Origin of the sequence: Streptomyces sp. NPDC096205 (genome assembly GCF_044763135.1) — a bacterium.
Classification (GTDB): Bacteria; Actinomycetota; Actinomycetes; order Streptomycetales; family Streptomycetaceae; genus Streptomyces.
This window is the reverse complement of the sequence record NZ_JBIWFS010000002.1, coordinates 662,661-678,304: the sequence shown is the minus strand read 5'-3', so window position 1 is coordinate 678,304 and position 15,644 is coordinate 662,661. Positions and strand designations below refer to the sequence as shown.

14 protein-coding genes and 1 riboswitch are annotated in these 15,644 nt (G+C 72.0%); of the genes, 7 read left to right on the top strand and 7 right to left on the bottom strand.

What is annotated here, in order from left to right:
• Positions 1–58: 58 nt before the first annotated feature.
• Together ACIQ6Y_RS09515 and ACIQ6Y_RS09510 are read left to right on the top strand one after the other, a co-directional pair.
• Positions 59–1,510, top strand: a complete 1,452-nt coding sequence (locus tag ACIQ6Y_RS09515) for an aldehyde dehydrogenase (RefSeq protein WP_404034884.1) — start codon at positions 59–61, stop codon at positions 1,508–1,510.
• A gap of 3 nt (positions 1,511–1,513) precedes the next feature.
• The gene (locus tag ACIQ6Y_RS09510; protein ID WP_404034882.1) at positions 1,514–1,747 is read left to right on the top strand and encodes a ferredoxin; all 234 of its coding nucleotides are present in this window, start codon (positions 1,514–1,516) and stop codon (positions 1,745–1,747) included.
• 78 nt (positions 1,748–1,825) lie between these two features.
• A riboswitch (TPP riboswitch) is annotated at positions 1,826–2,002 on the top strand.
• A gap of 22 nt (positions 2,003–2,024) precedes the next feature.
• Here ACIQ6Y_RS09510 and ACIQ6Y_RS09505 read toward each other — a convergent pair.
• Positions 2,025–2,648, bottom strand: coding sequence for a TetR family transcriptional regulator (locus ACIQ6Y_RS09505; RefSeq protein WP_404034880.1), 624 nt, complete (start codon positions 2,646–2,648; stop codon positions 2,025–2,027).
• A gap of 221 nt (positions 2,649–2,869) precedes the next feature.
• Here ACIQ6Y_RS09505 and ACIQ6Y_RS09500 point away from each other — a divergent pair, with 221 nt between their 5' ends.
• From ACIQ6Y_RS09500 to ACIQ6Y_RS09490, 3 genes are read left to right on the top strand one after another with little or no spacing between them, the layout of a single operon-like run.
• Complete coding sequence (locus ACIQ6Y_RS09500) at positions 2,870–4,264, top strand: glycosyltransferase family 4 protein (RefSeq protein ID WP_404034878.1); 1,395 nt, start codon at positions 2,870–2,872, stop codon at positions 4,262–4,264.
• Complete coding sequence (locus ACIQ6Y_RS09495) at positions 4,258–5,004, top strand: class I SAM-dependent methyltransferase (RefSeq protein ID WP_404034876.1); 747 nt, start codon at positions 4,258–4,260, stop codon at positions 5,002–5,004. Before ACIQ6Y_RS09500 ends, ACIQ6Y_RS09495 begins: the two co-directional genes overlap by 7 nt.
• Positions 5,001–6,071 carry a prenyltransferase/squalene oxidase repeat-containing protein gene (locus ACIQ6Y_RS09490; protein WP_404034874.1) on the top strand — a complete coding sequence of 357 codons (1,071 nt, stop codon included), beginning with the start codon at positions 5,001–5,003 and terminating at the stop codon, positions 6,069–6,071. The genes ACIQ6Y_RS09495 and ACIQ6Y_RS09490 overlap by 4 nt, the downstream gene beginning before the upstream one ends.
• Before the next feature lie 77 nt (positions 6,072–6,148).
• Here ACIQ6Y_RS09490 and ACIQ6Y_RS09485 read toward each other — a convergent pair whose 3' ends face one another.
• The 6 genes from ACIQ6Y_RS09485 to ACIQ6Y_RS09460 form a co-directional block, all read right to left on the bottom strand.
• Positions 6,149–6,442, bottom strand: a complete 294-nt coding sequence (locus tag ACIQ6Y_RS09485) for a hypothetical protein (RefSeq protein ID WP_404034872.1) — start codon at positions 6,440–6,442, stop codon at positions 6,149–6,151.
• 98 nt (positions 6,443–6,540) lie between these two features.
• Complete coding sequence (locus ACIQ6Y_RS09480) at positions 6,541–7,542, bottom strand: LLM class F420-dependent oxidoreductase (RefSeq protein ID WP_404034870.1); 1,002 nt, start codon at positions 7,540–7,542, stop codon at positions 6,541–6,543.
• A gap of 106 nt (positions 7,543–7,648) precedes the next feature.
• Positions 7,649–8,482, bottom strand: a complete 834-nt coding sequence (locus ACIQ6Y_RS09475) for a hypothetical protein (RefSeq protein WP_404034868.1) — start codon at positions 8,480–8,482, stop codon at positions 7,649–7,651.
• A gap of 97 nt (positions 8,483–8,579) precedes the next feature.
• Positions 8,580–9,515 carry an N-acetylmuramoyl-L-alanine amidase gene (locus tag ACIQ6Y_RS09470; RefSeq protein WP_404034866.1) on the bottom strand — a complete coding sequence of 312 codons (936 nt, stop codon included), beginning with the start codon at positions 9,513–9,515 and terminating at the stop codon, positions 8,580–8,582.
• A gap of 173 nt (positions 9,516–9,688) precedes the next feature.
• Positions 9,689–10,339, bottom strand: a complete 651-nt coding sequence (locus ACIQ6Y_RS09465) for a class I SAM-dependent methyltransferase (RefSeq protein ID WP_404034864.1) — start codon at positions 10,337–10,339, stop codon at positions 9,689–9,691.
• Between the two features lie 110 nt (positions 10,340–10,449).
• Complete coding sequence (locus ACIQ6Y_RS09460; protein ID WP_404034862.1) at positions 10,450–12,186, bottom strand: MFS transporter; 1,737 nt, start codon at positions 12,184–12,186, stop codon at positions 10,450–10,452.
• 185 nt (positions 12,187–12,371) lie between these two features.
• On the opposite strand from ACIQ6Y_RS09460, the gene ACIQ6Y_RS09455 reads away from it, so the two are divergent.
• Entirely contained in the window at positions 12,372–13,817 is a 1,446-nt protein-coding gene (locus tag ACIQ6Y_RS09455) for an MFS transporter (RefSeq protein ID WP_404034860.1), read from the top strand.
• Between the two features lie 265 nt (positions 13,818–14,082).
• Entirely contained in the window at positions 14,083–15,579 is a 1,497-nt protein-coding gene (locus tag ACIQ6Y_RS09450; RefSeq protein WP_404034858.1) for an MFS transporter, read from the top strand.
• Positions 15,580–15,644 lie beyond the last annotated feature (65 nt).

Genomic DNA, 15,644 nt, shown 5'->3' with positions numbered 1-15,644 from the left:
AACTGGTATCAGTTCTGAAACATCGTCAGATACTGGCTGCCCCGGGAGGCGTTCGGCCATGGCGGAGCTCGTGGAGCACGGACAGCTGTACATCGGCGGGGAGTTGACCGACCCGCTCGGGCAGGACGTCATCGAGGTGGTCTCGCCGCACACGGAGGAGGTCATCGGGCGGGTGCCGCATGCGTCGCGGGCCGATGTGGACCGGGCCGTGGCGGTCGCGCGGCGGGCGTTCGACGAAGGACCCTGGCCGCGGCTGCCGTTGGAGGAGCGGCTCGCGGTCGTCACGCGGATCAAGGACGGGATCGCCGCACGGCACGAGGAGATCGCGCGGGTCATCACCGCCGAGAACGGCTCGCCGTACTCCTGGAGCGTCCTCGCGCAGGCGCTCGGCGCGATGATGGTGTGGGACGCGGCGATCAGGGTCGCGCGGGAATTCCCCTACGAGGAGCGGCGCGACGGCGTCCTCGGGCGGATCCTCGTACGGCGCGAGCCGGTCGGGGTGGTGGCGGCCGTGGTCCCGTGGAACGTGCCGCAGTTCGTCGCCGCCGCCAAGCTCGCGCCCGCACTGCTCACCGGCTGCACGGTCGTGCTCAAGCCGTCGCCCGAGTCACCGCTGGACGCCTATCTGCTCGGCGAGATCGCCCGGGAGGCCGGGCTGCCGGAGGGCGTGCTGTCGATCCTGCCGGCCGACCGGGAGGTGAGCGAGTACCTCGTCGGGCACCCCGGCGTCGACAAGGTCTCCTTCACCGGGTCGGTCGGGGCGGGCAGGCGGGTCATGGAAGTCGCGGCACGCAATCTCACGCGGGTGACGCTGGAGCTGGGCGGCAAGTCGGCGGCGGTGGTGCTGCCGGACGCGGACGTGGCGACGGCCGTGGCCGGGATCGTCCCCGCGGCCTGGATGAACAACGGGCAGGCCTGTGTGGCCCAGACCCGCATCCTGCTGCCGCGCTCGCGCTACGACGAGTTCGCGGAGGCCTTCGCCGCGGCGGCGAGCGCGCTGACCGTGGGCGACCCGATGGACCCGGCGACCCAGGTCGGACCCCTGGTCGCCGAGCGCCAGCAGCGCCGCAGCCTCCACTACATCCGCCTCGGGCAGGAGGAGGGCGCCAAGATCCTCACCGGCGGCGGGCGCCCGGCCGGCCTCGACCGCGGCTGGTACGTCGAGCCGACCCTCTTCGGGGACGTCGACAACAGCATGCGCGTCGCCCGCGAGGAGATCTTCGGCCCCGTGATCTGCCTGCTCCCCTACGGCGACGAGGCGGACGCCGTGCGCATCGCGAACGACTCCGAGTACGGGCTCAGCGGCAGCGTGTGGACCGGCGACGTCGAGCGGGGCATCGAGGTCGCACGCCAGGTCCGTACCGGCACGTACTCGGTGAACACCTTCAGCCTCGACATGCTCGGCCCGTTCGGCGGCTACAAGAACAGCGGACTGGGGCGGGAGTTCGGCCCCGAGGGCTATGGGGAGTACCTGGAGCACAAGATGATCCACCTCCCGGCGGGGGCCTGACCCATGGGCGACCGCTGGCACATCGAGGTCGACCGCACCCTGTGCATCGGCTCCGCCCAGTGCGTCCACCGCGCCCCGAACGCCTTCCGCCTCGACACCGCCCGCCAGTCCCGGCCTCTGCGCCCGGACACGGACGCCGACGAGCGCGTGCTGGAGGCCGCCGAGAACTGCCCCGTGGAGGCCATCGCCATCACGCTGCTGGGCAGGGGGGAGGCGGTGTTCCCGCCGGAGGAGTAGGGGCCGAAATGGGGGCTAAAAATCTTGCCCCCAGGGGGTTCCATCCGCCCCTGGGCGTTTTATCCTGGAATCAGCCTACGAGGCGAGTGAGGGAGTCCGAACCGGAGTAGCCGACTTCGGCGGAAAGCAACGCTTTCGCCGGTGCCGACGTCGACGGTCCGGGCTGAGAGGTCCGAAGGTGGTAGTCGAACCTGAGGGCGACCCCCATCACCTGATCCGGGTCATACCGGCGAAGGGAACCCGTCTCGTAGGTCTTTTCGCGTGCGCGGCCCCGGGCTCAGACGTCGTCGATCAGGCGGCAGACCGTCTCGATGTCTATGCGGACCTGGGCGATGGAGGCGCGGCCGGAGAGCCAGGTGATCAGGGCCGAGTGCCAGGTGTGCTCGATGACGCGGACGGCGGAGAGCTGGGCCGGGGTGGGGTCGGACAGGTTCATCGCGTCCAGGATGATCGCCGTCGTCTGGCGGGAGACCTGGTCCACCTCGGGGGACACGCTGCGGTCGGCGAAGGTCAGGGCGCGGACCATCGCGTCGGCGAGGTGGGGCTCCCGCTGGAGGGCGCGGAAGGCGCGCATCAGGGTCTCCGCGACGCGCTCCGCCGCCGTGTCGCCCGCCGGAGGCTTCTTCTTCAGCGTGGTGTGCATGTGCTCCAACTGGTCCTGCATCGTGGCGACCAGCAGATGCACCTTGGACGGGAAGTAGCGGTACAGCGTGCCGAGCGCGACCTGCGAGGACTCGGCCACCTCCCGCATCTGTACCGCGTCGAAACCACCCCGGCTCGCCAGCTGCGCGCTCGCGTGCAGGATGCGCCGCCGGCGCGCCTGCTGCCGCTCGGTCAGCGGCGCGGACGCCGGTCGTACGTCACTGGCCTCGACCTTGGCCGGCTTGGCTTCCGCAGGCATGGATCCCGTTCCGTGACAGTCGGTGAGGAGGTGGGGGAGAGGGAGTGATCGGACAGAGCATGCCAGGCTCAGGCCGTGGCGTGAATCACCTGATCCACTTCTCACAGCGGGGCTACCTGCCGGTAGATTCAGAGCCTCTTGAACGATCAAGTCTGTAACTTGTTCTAGATTAGCGTCCCGGCGTAGTCTCGCGGGACATCGCAGGCAGAAGGGGGCCCAGAGTGACCGCTGAGGCCAGTCAGGCGGGCCCTTCCCGGGGCCTCGCCGCAGACGGCGAGCGACCGCTCCGCATCGCACTCCTCACCTACAAGGGAAACCCTTTCTGCGGCGGCCAGGGCGTCTACGTCCGCCACCTCTCCCGCGAACTCGCCCGCCTCGGTCACCGCGTCGAGGTCATCGGCGCCCAGCCCTACCCCGTCCTCGACGAGGGCTTCGACGGCCTCAGCCTCACCGAGCTCCCCAGCCTCGACCTGTACCGCCAGCCCGACCCCTTTCGCACCCCGGGCCGCGGCGAGTACCGGGACTGGGTCGACGCCCTCGAGGTCGCGACCATGTGGACCGGCGGCTTCCCCGAACCGCTGACCTTCTCGCTGCGCGCCCGCCGCCATCTGCGCGCCCGCCGCGGCGAGTTCGACGTCGTGCACGACAACCAGACCCTCGGCTACGGCCTGTTGGGCGATGTCGGCGCGCCGCTCGTCACCACCATCCATCACCCCATCACCGTCGACCGGCAGTTGGAGCTGGACGCCGCCGAGACCTGGCAGCGCCGCTACTCGGTGCGCCGCTGGTACGCCTTCACCCGCATGCAGAAGCGCGTCGCCCGCCGCCTGCCGTCCGTGCTCACCGTGTCCGGCACCTCCCGGCAGGAGATCGTCGACCATCTCGGCGTACGGCAGGACCGCGTGCACGTCGTGCACATCGGCGCCGACACCGACCTGTTCTCGCCCGACCCGTCCGTGCCGCGCGTGCCGGGCCGGATCGTCACCACCTCCAGCGCGGACGTCCCGCTGAAGGGGCTCGTCTTCCTCGTCGAGGCCCTCGCGAAGGCTCGTACGGAACACCCGGCCGCGCATCTGGTCGTCGTAGGGAAGCGGCCCACCGAGGGGCCGGTCGCCCAGGCCGTCGAGCGCTACGGCCTCGAAGGCGCGGTCGAGTTCGTCAAGGGCATCTCCGACGCCGAACTCGTCGACCTGGTCCGCTCGGCGGAGGTCGCCTGCGTGCCGTCCCTGTACGAGGGCTTCTCCCTGCCCGCCGCCGAGGCCATGGCCACGGCCACGCCGCTGGTCGCCACGACCGGCGGGGCGATCCCCGAGGTCGCCGGACGCGACGGCGAGACCTGCCTCGCGGTGCCGACCGGGGACGCCGGCGCGCTGGCCGCCGCCCTCGTACGACTGCTCGGAGACGCCGAGTTGAGGGCGCGACTCGGTGCGGCCGGGCGCGAGCGGGTGCTGGCCCGGTTCACCTGGGCACGGGCCGCCGAGGGCACGGTCGCCCACTACCGCGAGGCGATCGGCGCACGCCGCCCGGCGGCCGCACACCCTGAGGCCTCGCCTGCCCCAGAAGCAGTAGAAGCAGTAACAGCTGGATCCAACGCCGAAAGCAGGGCCACGTGCTGACCGTCGACTTCTCCCGGTTCCCGCTCGCCCCGGGCGACCGCGTCCTGGACCTCGGCTGCGGCGCCGGCCGGCACGCGTTCGAGTGCTACCGGCGCGGCGCCCAGGTCGTCGCGCTGGACCAGAACGCCGAGGACATCCGCGAGGTCGCCAAGTGGTTCGCGGCGATGAAGGAGGCCGGCGAGGCCCCCGAGGGCGCCACCGCCACCGCGATGGAGGGCGACGCCCTCGCGCTGCCCTTCCCCGACGATTCCTTCGACGTCGTGATCATCTCCGAGGTGATGGAGCACATCCCCGACGACAAGGGCGTCCTCGCCGAGATGGTGCGCGTGCTCAAGCCCGGCGGCCGCATCGCGATCACCGTGCCGCGCTACGGCCCCGAGAAGGTCTGCTGGGCCCTGTCCGACGCCTACCACGAGGTCGAGGGCGGCCACATCCGCATCTACAAGGCGGACGAGCTGGTCGGCAAGATCAAGGAGGCCGGCCTCAAGCCGTACGGCTCCCACCACGCGCACGCGCTGCACTCGCCGTACTGGTGGCTGAAGTGCGCCTTCGGCGTCGACAACGACAAGGCGCTGCCGGTGCGGGCGTACCACAAGCTGCTGGTCTGGGACATCATGAAGAAGCCGCTGGCGACGAGGGTCGCCGAGCAGGCGCTGAACCCGCTGATCGGCAAGAGCTTCGTCGTCTACGCCACCAAGCCGCACCTGCCGCGTCTTTCCGAAGAGGCGGGCGCCGCGTGACGACACCCCGCACGGAACACCTCGTCCTGCCGGGAGTCCTCACCGCCGAGGAGGCCGCCGCGACCGTCGCCGGCATCCTCGCCGTGCAGCGCGAGGACGGCGCGATCCCGTGGTTCCGGGGCCACCACCTCGACCCGTGGGACCACACCGAGGCCGCGATGGCGCTGGACACCGCCGGAGAGCACGAGGCCGCCGAGCGGGCCTACGAGTGGCTCGCACGGCACCAGAACGAGGACGGCTCCTGGTACGCGGCCTACGCCGACGGGGCGCACGACGACGTCACCGACCGCGGGCGCGAGACGAACTTCGTCGCCTACATCGCCGTGGGCGTGTGGCACCACTACCTGTCCACCGGCGACGACGTCTTCCTGGACCGCATGTGGCCGACCGTCTACGCGGCGGTCGAGTTCGTGCTGCGGCTCCAGCAGCCGGGCGGGCAGATCGGCTGGCGCCGCGACGACGACGGCACCCCCACGCACGACGCCCTGCTCACCGGGTCGTCCTCGATCCACCAGGCCCTGCGGTGCGCTCTCGCGATCGCCGAGCAGCGCGAAGAGCCCCAGCCGGACTGGGAGTTGGCGGTGGGCGCGCTGCGGCACGCCATCCGGCGCCACCCCGAGCGGTTCCTGGACAAGGACCGCTACTCGATGGACTGGTACTACCCCGTCCTGGGCGGGGCGCTCACCGGCGCCGAGGCGAAGGCGCGGATCGAGGAGTCCTGGGAGCGGTTCGTCGTGCCCGGACTGGGCGTGCGATGTGTCGTCCCCAACCCCTGGGTGACCGGGGGCGAGTCCTGCGAACTCGCGCTGGCGCTGTGGGCGACCGGCGAGTCCGACCGGGCGCTGGAGATCCTTCAGTCCGTCCAGCATCTGCGGGACGCGGACAGCGGGATGTACTGGACGGGCTACGTGTTCGACGACGACGCCGTCTGGCCGCGGGAGTTGACCACCTGGACCGCCGGGTCGCTGCTCCTGGCCGTCGCGGCGCTCGGGGGGCACGAGGCCACGTGTGCCGTGTTCTCCGGGGAGCGGCTGCCTCTTGGGCTCGACCCTGATTGTTGCGCCTGATCGGTCGGGTGCTCGCTGTTGTACCGCGGGTGCGGGTCTTCTGTGGTTCTCGCGCAGTTCCCCGCGCCCCTGGCCGACTAGTGCCGGTGCACCCTGTTCGCTATGGCGTGGCCCACGAACAGGTACACCACCGCCGCCAGGCCGTAGCCCGCGACGACCCTCGCCCATGCCTCGTCGAAGGTGAACAGGTCGTAGGACCAGCCCGCGAGCCAGCGGGCGACGTCGTGCACGAACTGGACGAAGTCGTTGGAGCGGTTGGCGTCCAGCAGGTACATCAGGATCCACAGGCCCAGGATGACGGCCATGACGTCGGCCACGATCGCGATGACCGTACCGGCCTGGTTGGCACTGGTGCGATGTCGAGGGGACATGCCCATCGGGTGACCCGGCCAAGGGAGTTGAAACCCGCTTCTGCGGGGAGGAGTACGCCGGCGACGGCTGGACTCCGTGGCCATCTTCCGGTGATCCCCTACGTGTTGAGCTCCGCGAGTACGCGCAGGGTCTCCGGGTCCGGTGCGAGGGCGAGCAGGTCGGTCACCGGGCCCGCGCGCCACAACTCCAGCCGCTGCGCGATGCGTTCGCGCGGTCCGACGAGGGAGATCTCGTCGGCGAAGGCGTCGGGGACGGCCGCGACGGCCTCCTCACGGCGGCCCGAGAGGAAGAGGTCCTGGATGCGGCGGGCCTCGTCGGCGTAGCCCATTCTCGCCATGAGGTCGGCGTGGAAGTTGCGGGCCGCGTGCCCCATGCCGCCGATGTAGAAGCCGAGCATGGCCTTCACGGGCCTGAGGCCCTCGGTGACGTCCTCGCAGACGCGGACCTGGGCCATGGGAGCGACCAGGAAGCCCTCGGGGAGGTCGTCGGCGCCGACCAGGGGGCGGGTGGGGGACCAGTACAGGGGCAGCCAGCCGTCGGCGATCCTCGTCGTCTGCGCGATGTTCTTCGGGCCCTCCGCACCGAGGAGGACGGGCAGGTCGGGGCGCAGGGGGTGGGTGATGGCCTTGAGGGGCCTGCCGAGGCCCGTGGCGTCCGGTCCGTCGTAGGGGAGCGGGTGGAAGCGGCCGTGCAGCTCCACCGGGCGCTCGCGGCGCAGGACCTGCCGTACGACATCGACGTACTCCCTTGTCGCGGTCAGCGGCGACCTCGGGAACGGGCGCCCGTACCAGCCCTCCACCACCTGCGGGCCCGACAGGCCCAGGCCCAGCATCATGCGGCCGCCGGAGAGGTGGTCCAGGGTGAGGGCGTGCATGGCGGTGGCGGTGGGGGATCGGGCGGCCATCTGCGCCACCGCCGTGCCGAGGCGGACCCGGGAGGTGTGCGCGGCGATCCAGGCGAGCGGGGTGAAGGCGTCCGAGCCCCAGCTCTCCGCCGTCCACACGGAGTCGTAGCCGAGGCGCTCGGCCTCCTGGGCGAGCGCGATGTGGCCGGGGTCGGGGCCGCGGCCCCAGTAGCCGAGCGCGAGACCGAGTCGCATGCCGTCGCCTCTTTCTGACGGGATGTCAGGAAGCTGTGGGGCTGCGACTGTACGGCAACGGCCCCCCGCCCGGAAGGGCGAGGGGCCGTGACGTCGTACGGCGGGCTCAGCCGCGCTGGATGCCGCTCGTGTCCTGGAGGACACCGCGACGGCCGTCCTGCGTCTGCGCGACCAGGGCCGCACCCCGCTGCTCGACGGCCAGGTACCAGGTACCCGGGGCCAGTTCGGCGATCGGGGTCTGCGAGCCGTCCTCCGCGAAGAGGGGGCGCGGGACCGGGACCGCGAACCAGAACGGCGAGAAGTCCGCGGCCGGCTGGGCCTGCGGCTGCTGGGCCTGCGGCTGCCCGGGCTGCGGCTGGCCGGCGTACGGCTGCTGCGGCGCACCGGCACCGTAGGGCTGCTGCTGCGGCTGCTGCGCGCCCGGGTAGCCGTAGCCACCGGGAGGCTGCGCGCCGTACGGCTGCGGGGTGACGGGGCGCGCAGCCGGCAGCAGGGAGCCCTTGAGGGCGGGGAGCAGCGGGGTCGCCACGGCCGCCGCGGCCATCACCAGCGTGGCGATGAGCGCGAGGACCAGACCGGTGCCGGGACCGAACGAGTCGGGGAAGCCCTCCTGGTTGTCGAAGCCGCCCGCGGCGTCGAAGATGTTGCCGAGCGCGCACCAGGCGGCGAACACCGTGAAGGCCACACCGAACTGGCCGAGGTCCAGCCCCGCGACCTTCGGCACCTGCGGCAGGCCGCGGGTCACGACGACGAGCGCCGCGCCGATGACGCCCGCCAGGACCACGCCGAGCAGGACCGGCCCGCTGCCCCACAGGCTGGGGATGTCAACGTCGTCCGAAGCGCCATCGATCGAGTAGAGGTCGAGGAACGACGCGATGAACAGCAACACCGCTGCTCCGATCACCACGCCGTCGCCTCGAGTGAGGGAGCGGATATTCACTACTTGTCCTTCGTCAGTCGTCGTCTCGTCATCGGGGGCAGCGATGACACTATCGTTCGCGTGATCGGCGTGTCCGCCCGGTCCGGGAGGCTGATCACTACCCCCGCAGGAAACTCACGATTCCCCCGGAGAGCCCCAGCGCCGCCTTCTGCCGCCAGGCGCCGCTGGTGAGCAGCGCCGCGTCCTTGCTATCGCGCATGTTGCCGCACTCGATGAACACCTTGGGAACTGTTGAGAGATTGAGACCGCCCAGGTCCTCACGTGTGACGAGACCGGTGCCGTCGCCCACGTAGTTGGAGGGCGCGCTGCCGGTGGCGCGGACGAAGTTGCCCGCGATGCGCTCGCCGAGGTCGCGGGAGGAGTCCACGATCGGGCGGGTGTCCGCGGCGCCCTGGTGGACGGCACCGGGGAGGATCACATGGAAGCCGCGGTTGCCGGACACCGAACCGTCGGCGTGGATCGACACCACCGCGTCCGCGTGGGCCTGGTTGCCGACGCGGGCCCGCTCGTCGATGCACGGGCCGTACGGCCGGTCGGCGTCGTGCGTCAGCTTCACCGTGGCGCCCTGCTGTTGCAGGAGCGCGCGCAGCCGGTGGGCCACGTCGAGGGTGAAGTCGGCCTCCGGATAACCGGAGTTGGTCGAAGTGCCGGTGGTGTCGCACTCCTTGCGGCCCGTGCCGATGTCGACCTTGCTGTTGATCTCGGACGCGTGCCGGAAGTTGTTCGGGTTGTGCCCGGGGTCGATCACCACGACCTTGCCCTTCAAGGGGCCGTCGGGGGCGCCGGGCTTGTCGTCGTCGCGGCTCGGCGTCGGTGTCGGTGTCTGTGTCGGTGACGCCGGGGCCGGGGCGGGGCTGGAGGCGGCCGTGCGCTGCGGTCCGCCGCCGTCGGAGGCGGTCGTGTCGGACGCGGTGGTGTCGTACACCAGCCAGCCGAGCAACGCCCCCGGCACCAGCGCCGCCACGGCGACGGTCAGCGGGCGGCGCAGGCGGCGCGGCGGGGTGGGATCGAAGTCGGGGCCTGTGTACGACACGCCTGACACCCTAACTGCCGGATAAACAAGGTGCCGGTCGCCGTCACCCCGTACTACGGTTGCCGTCGTTCAGGTGCGCCGGCCGCGGCTACTTCCCTTACTCGAGAACAAGTGCGCCGCCGCCACTCTTGATCTCTGAACGCTTGTCGGGCCCTGGGTCGTTCTCCGGTCCCTCAGATTCCCGCGCCCGTGCGGCGCAGCACGCGCAGCGAGCCCGTCGCCGAGACCTCCGTGAACGCTCCGGAGCCGAGCGCGCGCAGATAGACGCGGTACGGGGCCTGCCCGGTGAACTCGTCCACCGGGTCCGGGAACACGTCGTGGATGACCAGCAGTCCGCCTTCCGCGACGTGCGGGGCCCAGCCCTCGTAGTCGGCGCTCGCGTGCTCGTCGGTGTGGCCGCCGTCGACGAAGACCAGGCCGAGCGGCGCGTTCCAGATCTTCGCGACCTGCGGGGAGCGGCCGACCAGCGCGACCACGTGCTCCTCCAGGCCCGCCCGGTGCAAGGTACGGCGGAAGGTCGGCAGCGTGTCCATCAGGCCGATCTCCGGGTCCACCGTCTCCGGGTCGTGGTAGTCCCAGCCCGGCTGCTGCTCCTCGCTGCCGCGGTGGTGGTCGACCGTGAGTGCGGTCACCCCGGCCTCCCGGGCCGCGTCGGCCAGCAGGATCGTGGAGCGGCCGCAGTACGTGCCGACCTCCAGCAGCGGCAGCCCGAGGGCGCCCGCCTCGACCGCGGCCGCGTACAGCGCGAGCCCCTCGTCCATGGGCATGAACCCCTTCGCGGCCTCGAAGGCGGCCAGGATCTCGGGCTTGGGGGCCGCGGGCATGGGGGTCCTCTCGGTCGTACCGGCTGGTCGGAGGCCCATGGTGTCGTACCCCCTGCCGCCTCGGCGACAGGGGGTACGCGTGGGATGGATCTCAGGCGTCACGGGCCTTCTTATGCCGTGACCGTCTCGCCCGGCAGGGACAGGTCCAGGTCGACCGCGTGCTCCTCGCCGGTGTGGGTCGCCGGGGCGGCCAGCGGACCGTGGCCGGCGGCCCGGGCGGCGAGGACGTACGCGCCGCCCGCCGGGACCGCGAGGGCGTAGCTGCCGTCGTCGGCGGTCAGGGCCGAGCCCGCGCGGCGGCCGCCGTGGTCGATCAGGGTGACCCGGGCGCGGGCGACGGGGGCGCCGTCCGCGGCCAGGACCCGGCCGCGGAAGCCGGCCAGGGCGGCCTCGGCGCGCTCCAGGTTGGCGTCCTCCTCGCTGCTGGCACGCAGCTGCGGGGCCCGGTTCGGCTTCGGCAGGAACAGGGCCATCAGCAGGCCGACCGCCACCGCGCCCGTCGCGATCAGGAAGGAGAGCCGGAAGCCGTGCATGGTGGGGACCGCCACGCCACCCACATGGTCGGCCGTGTTGGCCAGCACCATGCCGATGACCGCGCTGGACACGGACGTACCGATGGAGCGCATCAGCGTGTTCAGGCCGTTGGCCGCGCCGGTCTCCGACGCCGGGACCGCGCCGATGATCAGGGCGGGCAGGGAGGAGTAGGCCAGGCCTATGCCCGCGCCGAGGACGACCGCGATGACCAGGCTCTGCCAGGCGGCGCTCATCAGGCCGAGGCCGGCGCCGTAGCCGATGGCGATGATCAGCAGACCGAGGATCAGGGTGGCCTTGGGGCCGTAGCGCGCCGACAGCCGGGAGTAGACGGGCGCGGTGAACATCATCGTCAGGCCCAGCGGCGCCACCAGCAGGCCCGCGACGACCATCGACTGGCCGAGGCCGTAGCCGGTGGCCTTCGGCAGCTGGAGGAGCTGGGGCAGCACGAGCGAGACGACGTAGAAGGAGACCCCGACCATGATCGAGGCCAGGTTGGTGAACAGCACCGCCGGACGGGCCGTCGTGCGCAGGTCGACCAGCGGGGCGGCGGTGCGCAGCTCGTAGACGCCCCACAGCACCAGCACCGCGGCCGACGCGCCGAACAGGCCGAGCGTGGTCGCGGACGACCAGCCCCAGTCGCTGCCCTTGGTGATCGGCAGCAGGAACAGCACCAGGCCCAGGGACAGACCGAGCGCGCCCGGGAGGTCGAAGGAGCCCTTCGCCCGCATCGGGGACTCCGGTACGACGGTCAGGGTGAGGGCGATGGCGAGCACGCCGAGCCCCGCGGCGCCGTAGAAGAGGGCGTGCCAGTCGGTGTGCTGGGCGACCAGCGCGGCGGCGGGCAGCGCGAGGCCACCGCCGACGCCGATGGAGGAGCTCATCAGGGCCATCGCCGAGCCGAGCTTCTCGCGCGGCAGCATGTCGCGCATCAGGCCGATGCCGAGCGGGATGGCGCCCATCGCGAAGCCCTGGAGGGTACGGCCGACGATCATCGGGAGCAGCGCGCTGGTGACGGCGCTGACCAGCGCGCCCGCCACCATCACGGACAGGCTCGCGACCAGCATCCGGCGCTTGCCGTACAGGTCGCCGAGGCGGCCCATGATCGGCGTGGCGACGGCGCCGGAGAGCAGGGTCGAGGTCAGCACCCAGGTGGCGTCACTGGGGGCGGTGTCCAGCAGTTGCGGCAGGTCCTTGATGACCGGCACCAGCAGGGTCTGCATCACCGCGACCACGATGCCCGCGAAGGCGAGCACGGGCACGAGGGCGCCGGACGCTCTTCCGGTCGGCTGGTCGGTCGTCGTCGTACGTGTCATGTGTAGCGTGAACTCGGTGCGCCAGGGCAACTATTCCTTTGCTTTGAGTAGCTAACGAATTCTTGACCTGCCCTTGAAGAACCGGGGGAAGGCTTGCGGGCGCGGCCGCTTCTGGCTGAAAGGTGTCGTCAGACTCTCGGACGTCGCGATGCAGGGGCTGTCCATCTGTTGGGACGATCCCACGCATGCTCCGAGCCGCCGGCGCCATCCAGTCGCGGCGCAGCGTGGCGTCCGCCTGGCCTGTGGTGGGCATCGCCTGCGCGGGACAGTTCCTCGTAGTCCTCGACATCTCCGTCGTCAACGTCGCCCTGCCCTCCATCCGCAGCGACCTCGCCCTCAGCGGCACCGCCCTGCAATGGGTGGTGAACGCCTACGCCATCGCCTTCGCCGGGTTTCTGCTGCTGGGCGGGCGCGCGGGCGACCTCTACGGCCGTAAGCGCATGTTCCTGACGGGCCTCGCCCTGTTCACCCTCGCCTCGCTGGGCGGCGGGCTGGCCCAGGAGGGCTCGCAGCTGCTGGTCGCGCGGGCGGTGCAGGGCATCGGCGCGGCCGTCCTGGCACCCTCCACCCTCACCTTCGTCACCGCGGCCGTCCCCGAGGGCCCGGCCCGGGCCAGAGCCGTCGCCACCTGGACGGCCGTCGGTGCGGGCGGCGGGGCCGCGGGCGGCCTGGTCGGCGGGGTGCTGGTGGACGGCCTGTCCTGGCGCTGGGTCCTGCTGATCAACGTGCCCGCCGGGGTCGCCGTCTTCGCCGCGGCCGTGGGACGGCTCCGCGAGAGCCGCGCCGACGACGGGCGCCGCCTGGACCTGCCCGGCGCCCTGCTGGCCACCGCCGGGCTCGCCACTGTCGCGTACGGCATCTCACAGACCGAGGCCGCGGGCTGGACCGCCCCGGCCGCCCTGGGGCCACTCTTCGTCGGGCTGCTGCTGCTCGCCGTGTTCCTCCTGGCCGAGCGGCGCCGGACCGCGCCGCTGATGCCGCTGGCGCTGTTCCGGGAACGGTCGGTGTCCTCCGCGAACGGGGCCATGTTCGTCTGCGGCGCCGCCATGTACTGCATGTGGTTCTTCATGACCCTCTACACACAGAACGTCCTGGACTACACGCCCCTGGAGGCCGGCCTCGCCCTCGTGCCCAGCTCGCTCGCCGTCGTCGTCGGCTCCAAACTGGCCCCGCATCTGATGCTGCGGGCCGGTCCGCGCCGCCTCGCCGTGCTGGGCGCGCTGGTGGCCGCGACCGGGTTCGCCTGGCAGTCGACGATGACCGCCGACGGCACGTACGTCACGGCGATCATGATCCCGGGCATCCTGATGATGCTGGGCGCGGGCCTCGCCACCACCCCGCTCGCCGCCCTCGCCACGTCCGGGGCTCCGCCGGAGGAGTCCTGTCTGGTGTGCGGGCTGATCAACACCTCCCAGACCATGGGCTGTTCCCTGGGCCTGGCGGTGATGTCCACCATCGCCACGGCCCGCACCCACGGGGGCACCACCCCCGAGGCCCTCACCGAGGGCTACGCCTCGGCCTTCCGCGCCTGCTCGGTGCTGATGCTGGCCGGGGCGTTGCTCATGGCGGTGTGGCTGCCGGCGAAGGGGCGGAGCCTGGAGATCACGGTGCAGGGGGCGTATCGGGGGTGAGGGGCTTGCCTGGGGTGGTGCGGGGGCTTACCTGGGGTGGTGCGGGGGCTTACCGGGGGTGGCGAGATGCTTGCCGGGGTCGGGTCTCGACAGGGCGGGTCGGGGTGCGGAGGGGCGCGGAAGTTGGCGCGGAGAGGTGCGGAAGTTGGCGCGGAGGGGCGCGGAAGTTGGCGCGGAGAGGTGCGGAAGTCGGCGCGGAGGGGCGCGGATCGGATCCGGGAAATCACTGTGCAAGGGGCGTAGTGGGGTTGAGACCATGACAGGCATGCTGAGAGCCGCCGACACCACGCCGATATCCCGGTCCCGCCGTCCCGTGCCGCCCGCCTGGCTGGTGGTGGCCCTCGCCTGTGCGGGACAGTTCCTGGTCGTCCTGGACATCTCCGTCGTCAACGTGGCCCTGCCCTCGATGCGGGCCGACCTCGCCCTCTCCGGCGCGGGCCTGCAGTGGGTGGTCAACGCCTACACCATCGCCTTCGCCGGCTTCATGCTGCTCGGCGGACGCGCGGGCGACCTCTACGGCCGTAAGCGCATGTTCCTGACCGGCCTGGCCCTGTTCACGCTGGCCTCCCTCGGCGGCGGGCTGGCCCAGGAGGGCTGGCAGCTGCTCGCGGCCCGGGCGGCGCAGGGGCTCGGCGCGGCCGTGCTCGCCCCGTCCACCCTGACCCTGGTCACCTCCTCCGTCCCCGAGGGCGCCGCACGGGCGCGGGCCATCGCGACCTGGACGGCCGTCGGTGCGGGCGGCGGGGCCGCGGGCGGCCTGGTCGGCGGACTGCTCGTGGACGGCCTGTCCTGGCGGTGGGTGCTGCTGATCAACGTCCCCGTGGGCGCGCTCGTCCTCCTCGCCGCTCTCGTACGCCTCCCGGAGAGCCGCGGCGACGGACGCCACCTCGACCTGCCGGGCGCGCTGCTGGTGACCGCAGGGCTCGCCACCCTCGCCTACGGCATCTCCCAGACCGAGTCCGAGGGCTGGACTGCTTCCGCCACACTGCTGCCGCTGGCCGCCGGTGTCCTGCTCGTCGCCGCGTTCCTCCTGGTCGAATCGCGTACGGCGGGCCCGCTGATGCCGCTCACGCTGTTCCGGGTGCGCTCGGTGTCCTCGGCGAACGCCGCGAACTTCGTGTCCGGGTCCGCGATGTTCTGCATGTGGTACTTCATGACCCTGTACGCCCAGAACGTGCTCGGCTATTCGCCCCTAGAGGCCGGCCTCGCCCTGGTGCCGAGCTCGCTCGCCGTCGTCGTCGGCTCCAAGCTCGCGCCGCGTCTGATCCCGGGGCTCGGGGCGCGCAACCTCGCCGTGCTCGGCACGCTGGTGGCCGTGGCCGGGTTCGCCTGGCAGACCACGATGACGGCCGACGGCGCGTACGTCACCGCCATCATGATCCCGGGCGTCCTGATGATGCTGGGCGCGGGCCTCGCCGCCACCCCCATCGCCGCCCTCGCCACCTCGGGCGCCGCCCCGGAGGAGGCCGGCCTGCTCTCCGGCCTCATCAACACCTCCCGCACCATGGGCGGCTCCCTCGGCCTCGCCGCCATGTCGACCGTCGCCGCCGGCCACGCCCACGGCGCCACCACCCCCGAGGCCCTGACCGACGGCTACGCCGCCGCCTTCCGCGTCAGCACGGTCGTGCTGCTCGGCGGGGCGGTACTGATGGCGCTGTGGCTCCCGGGCAAGGCCCGGCCGGTGAAGATCCCTGCGGGGCAGGGCGAGGGAAGCGCTGCGGAGGAGGGGGCGGGGGGCTTGGCGGGGAGGCCGGTGGAGTGAGGGGCCGGTGGCGTGACCGTGGCGCCCGAGAGGTCCATGTGATTCGCTGAGCGCCGTAACTGCCG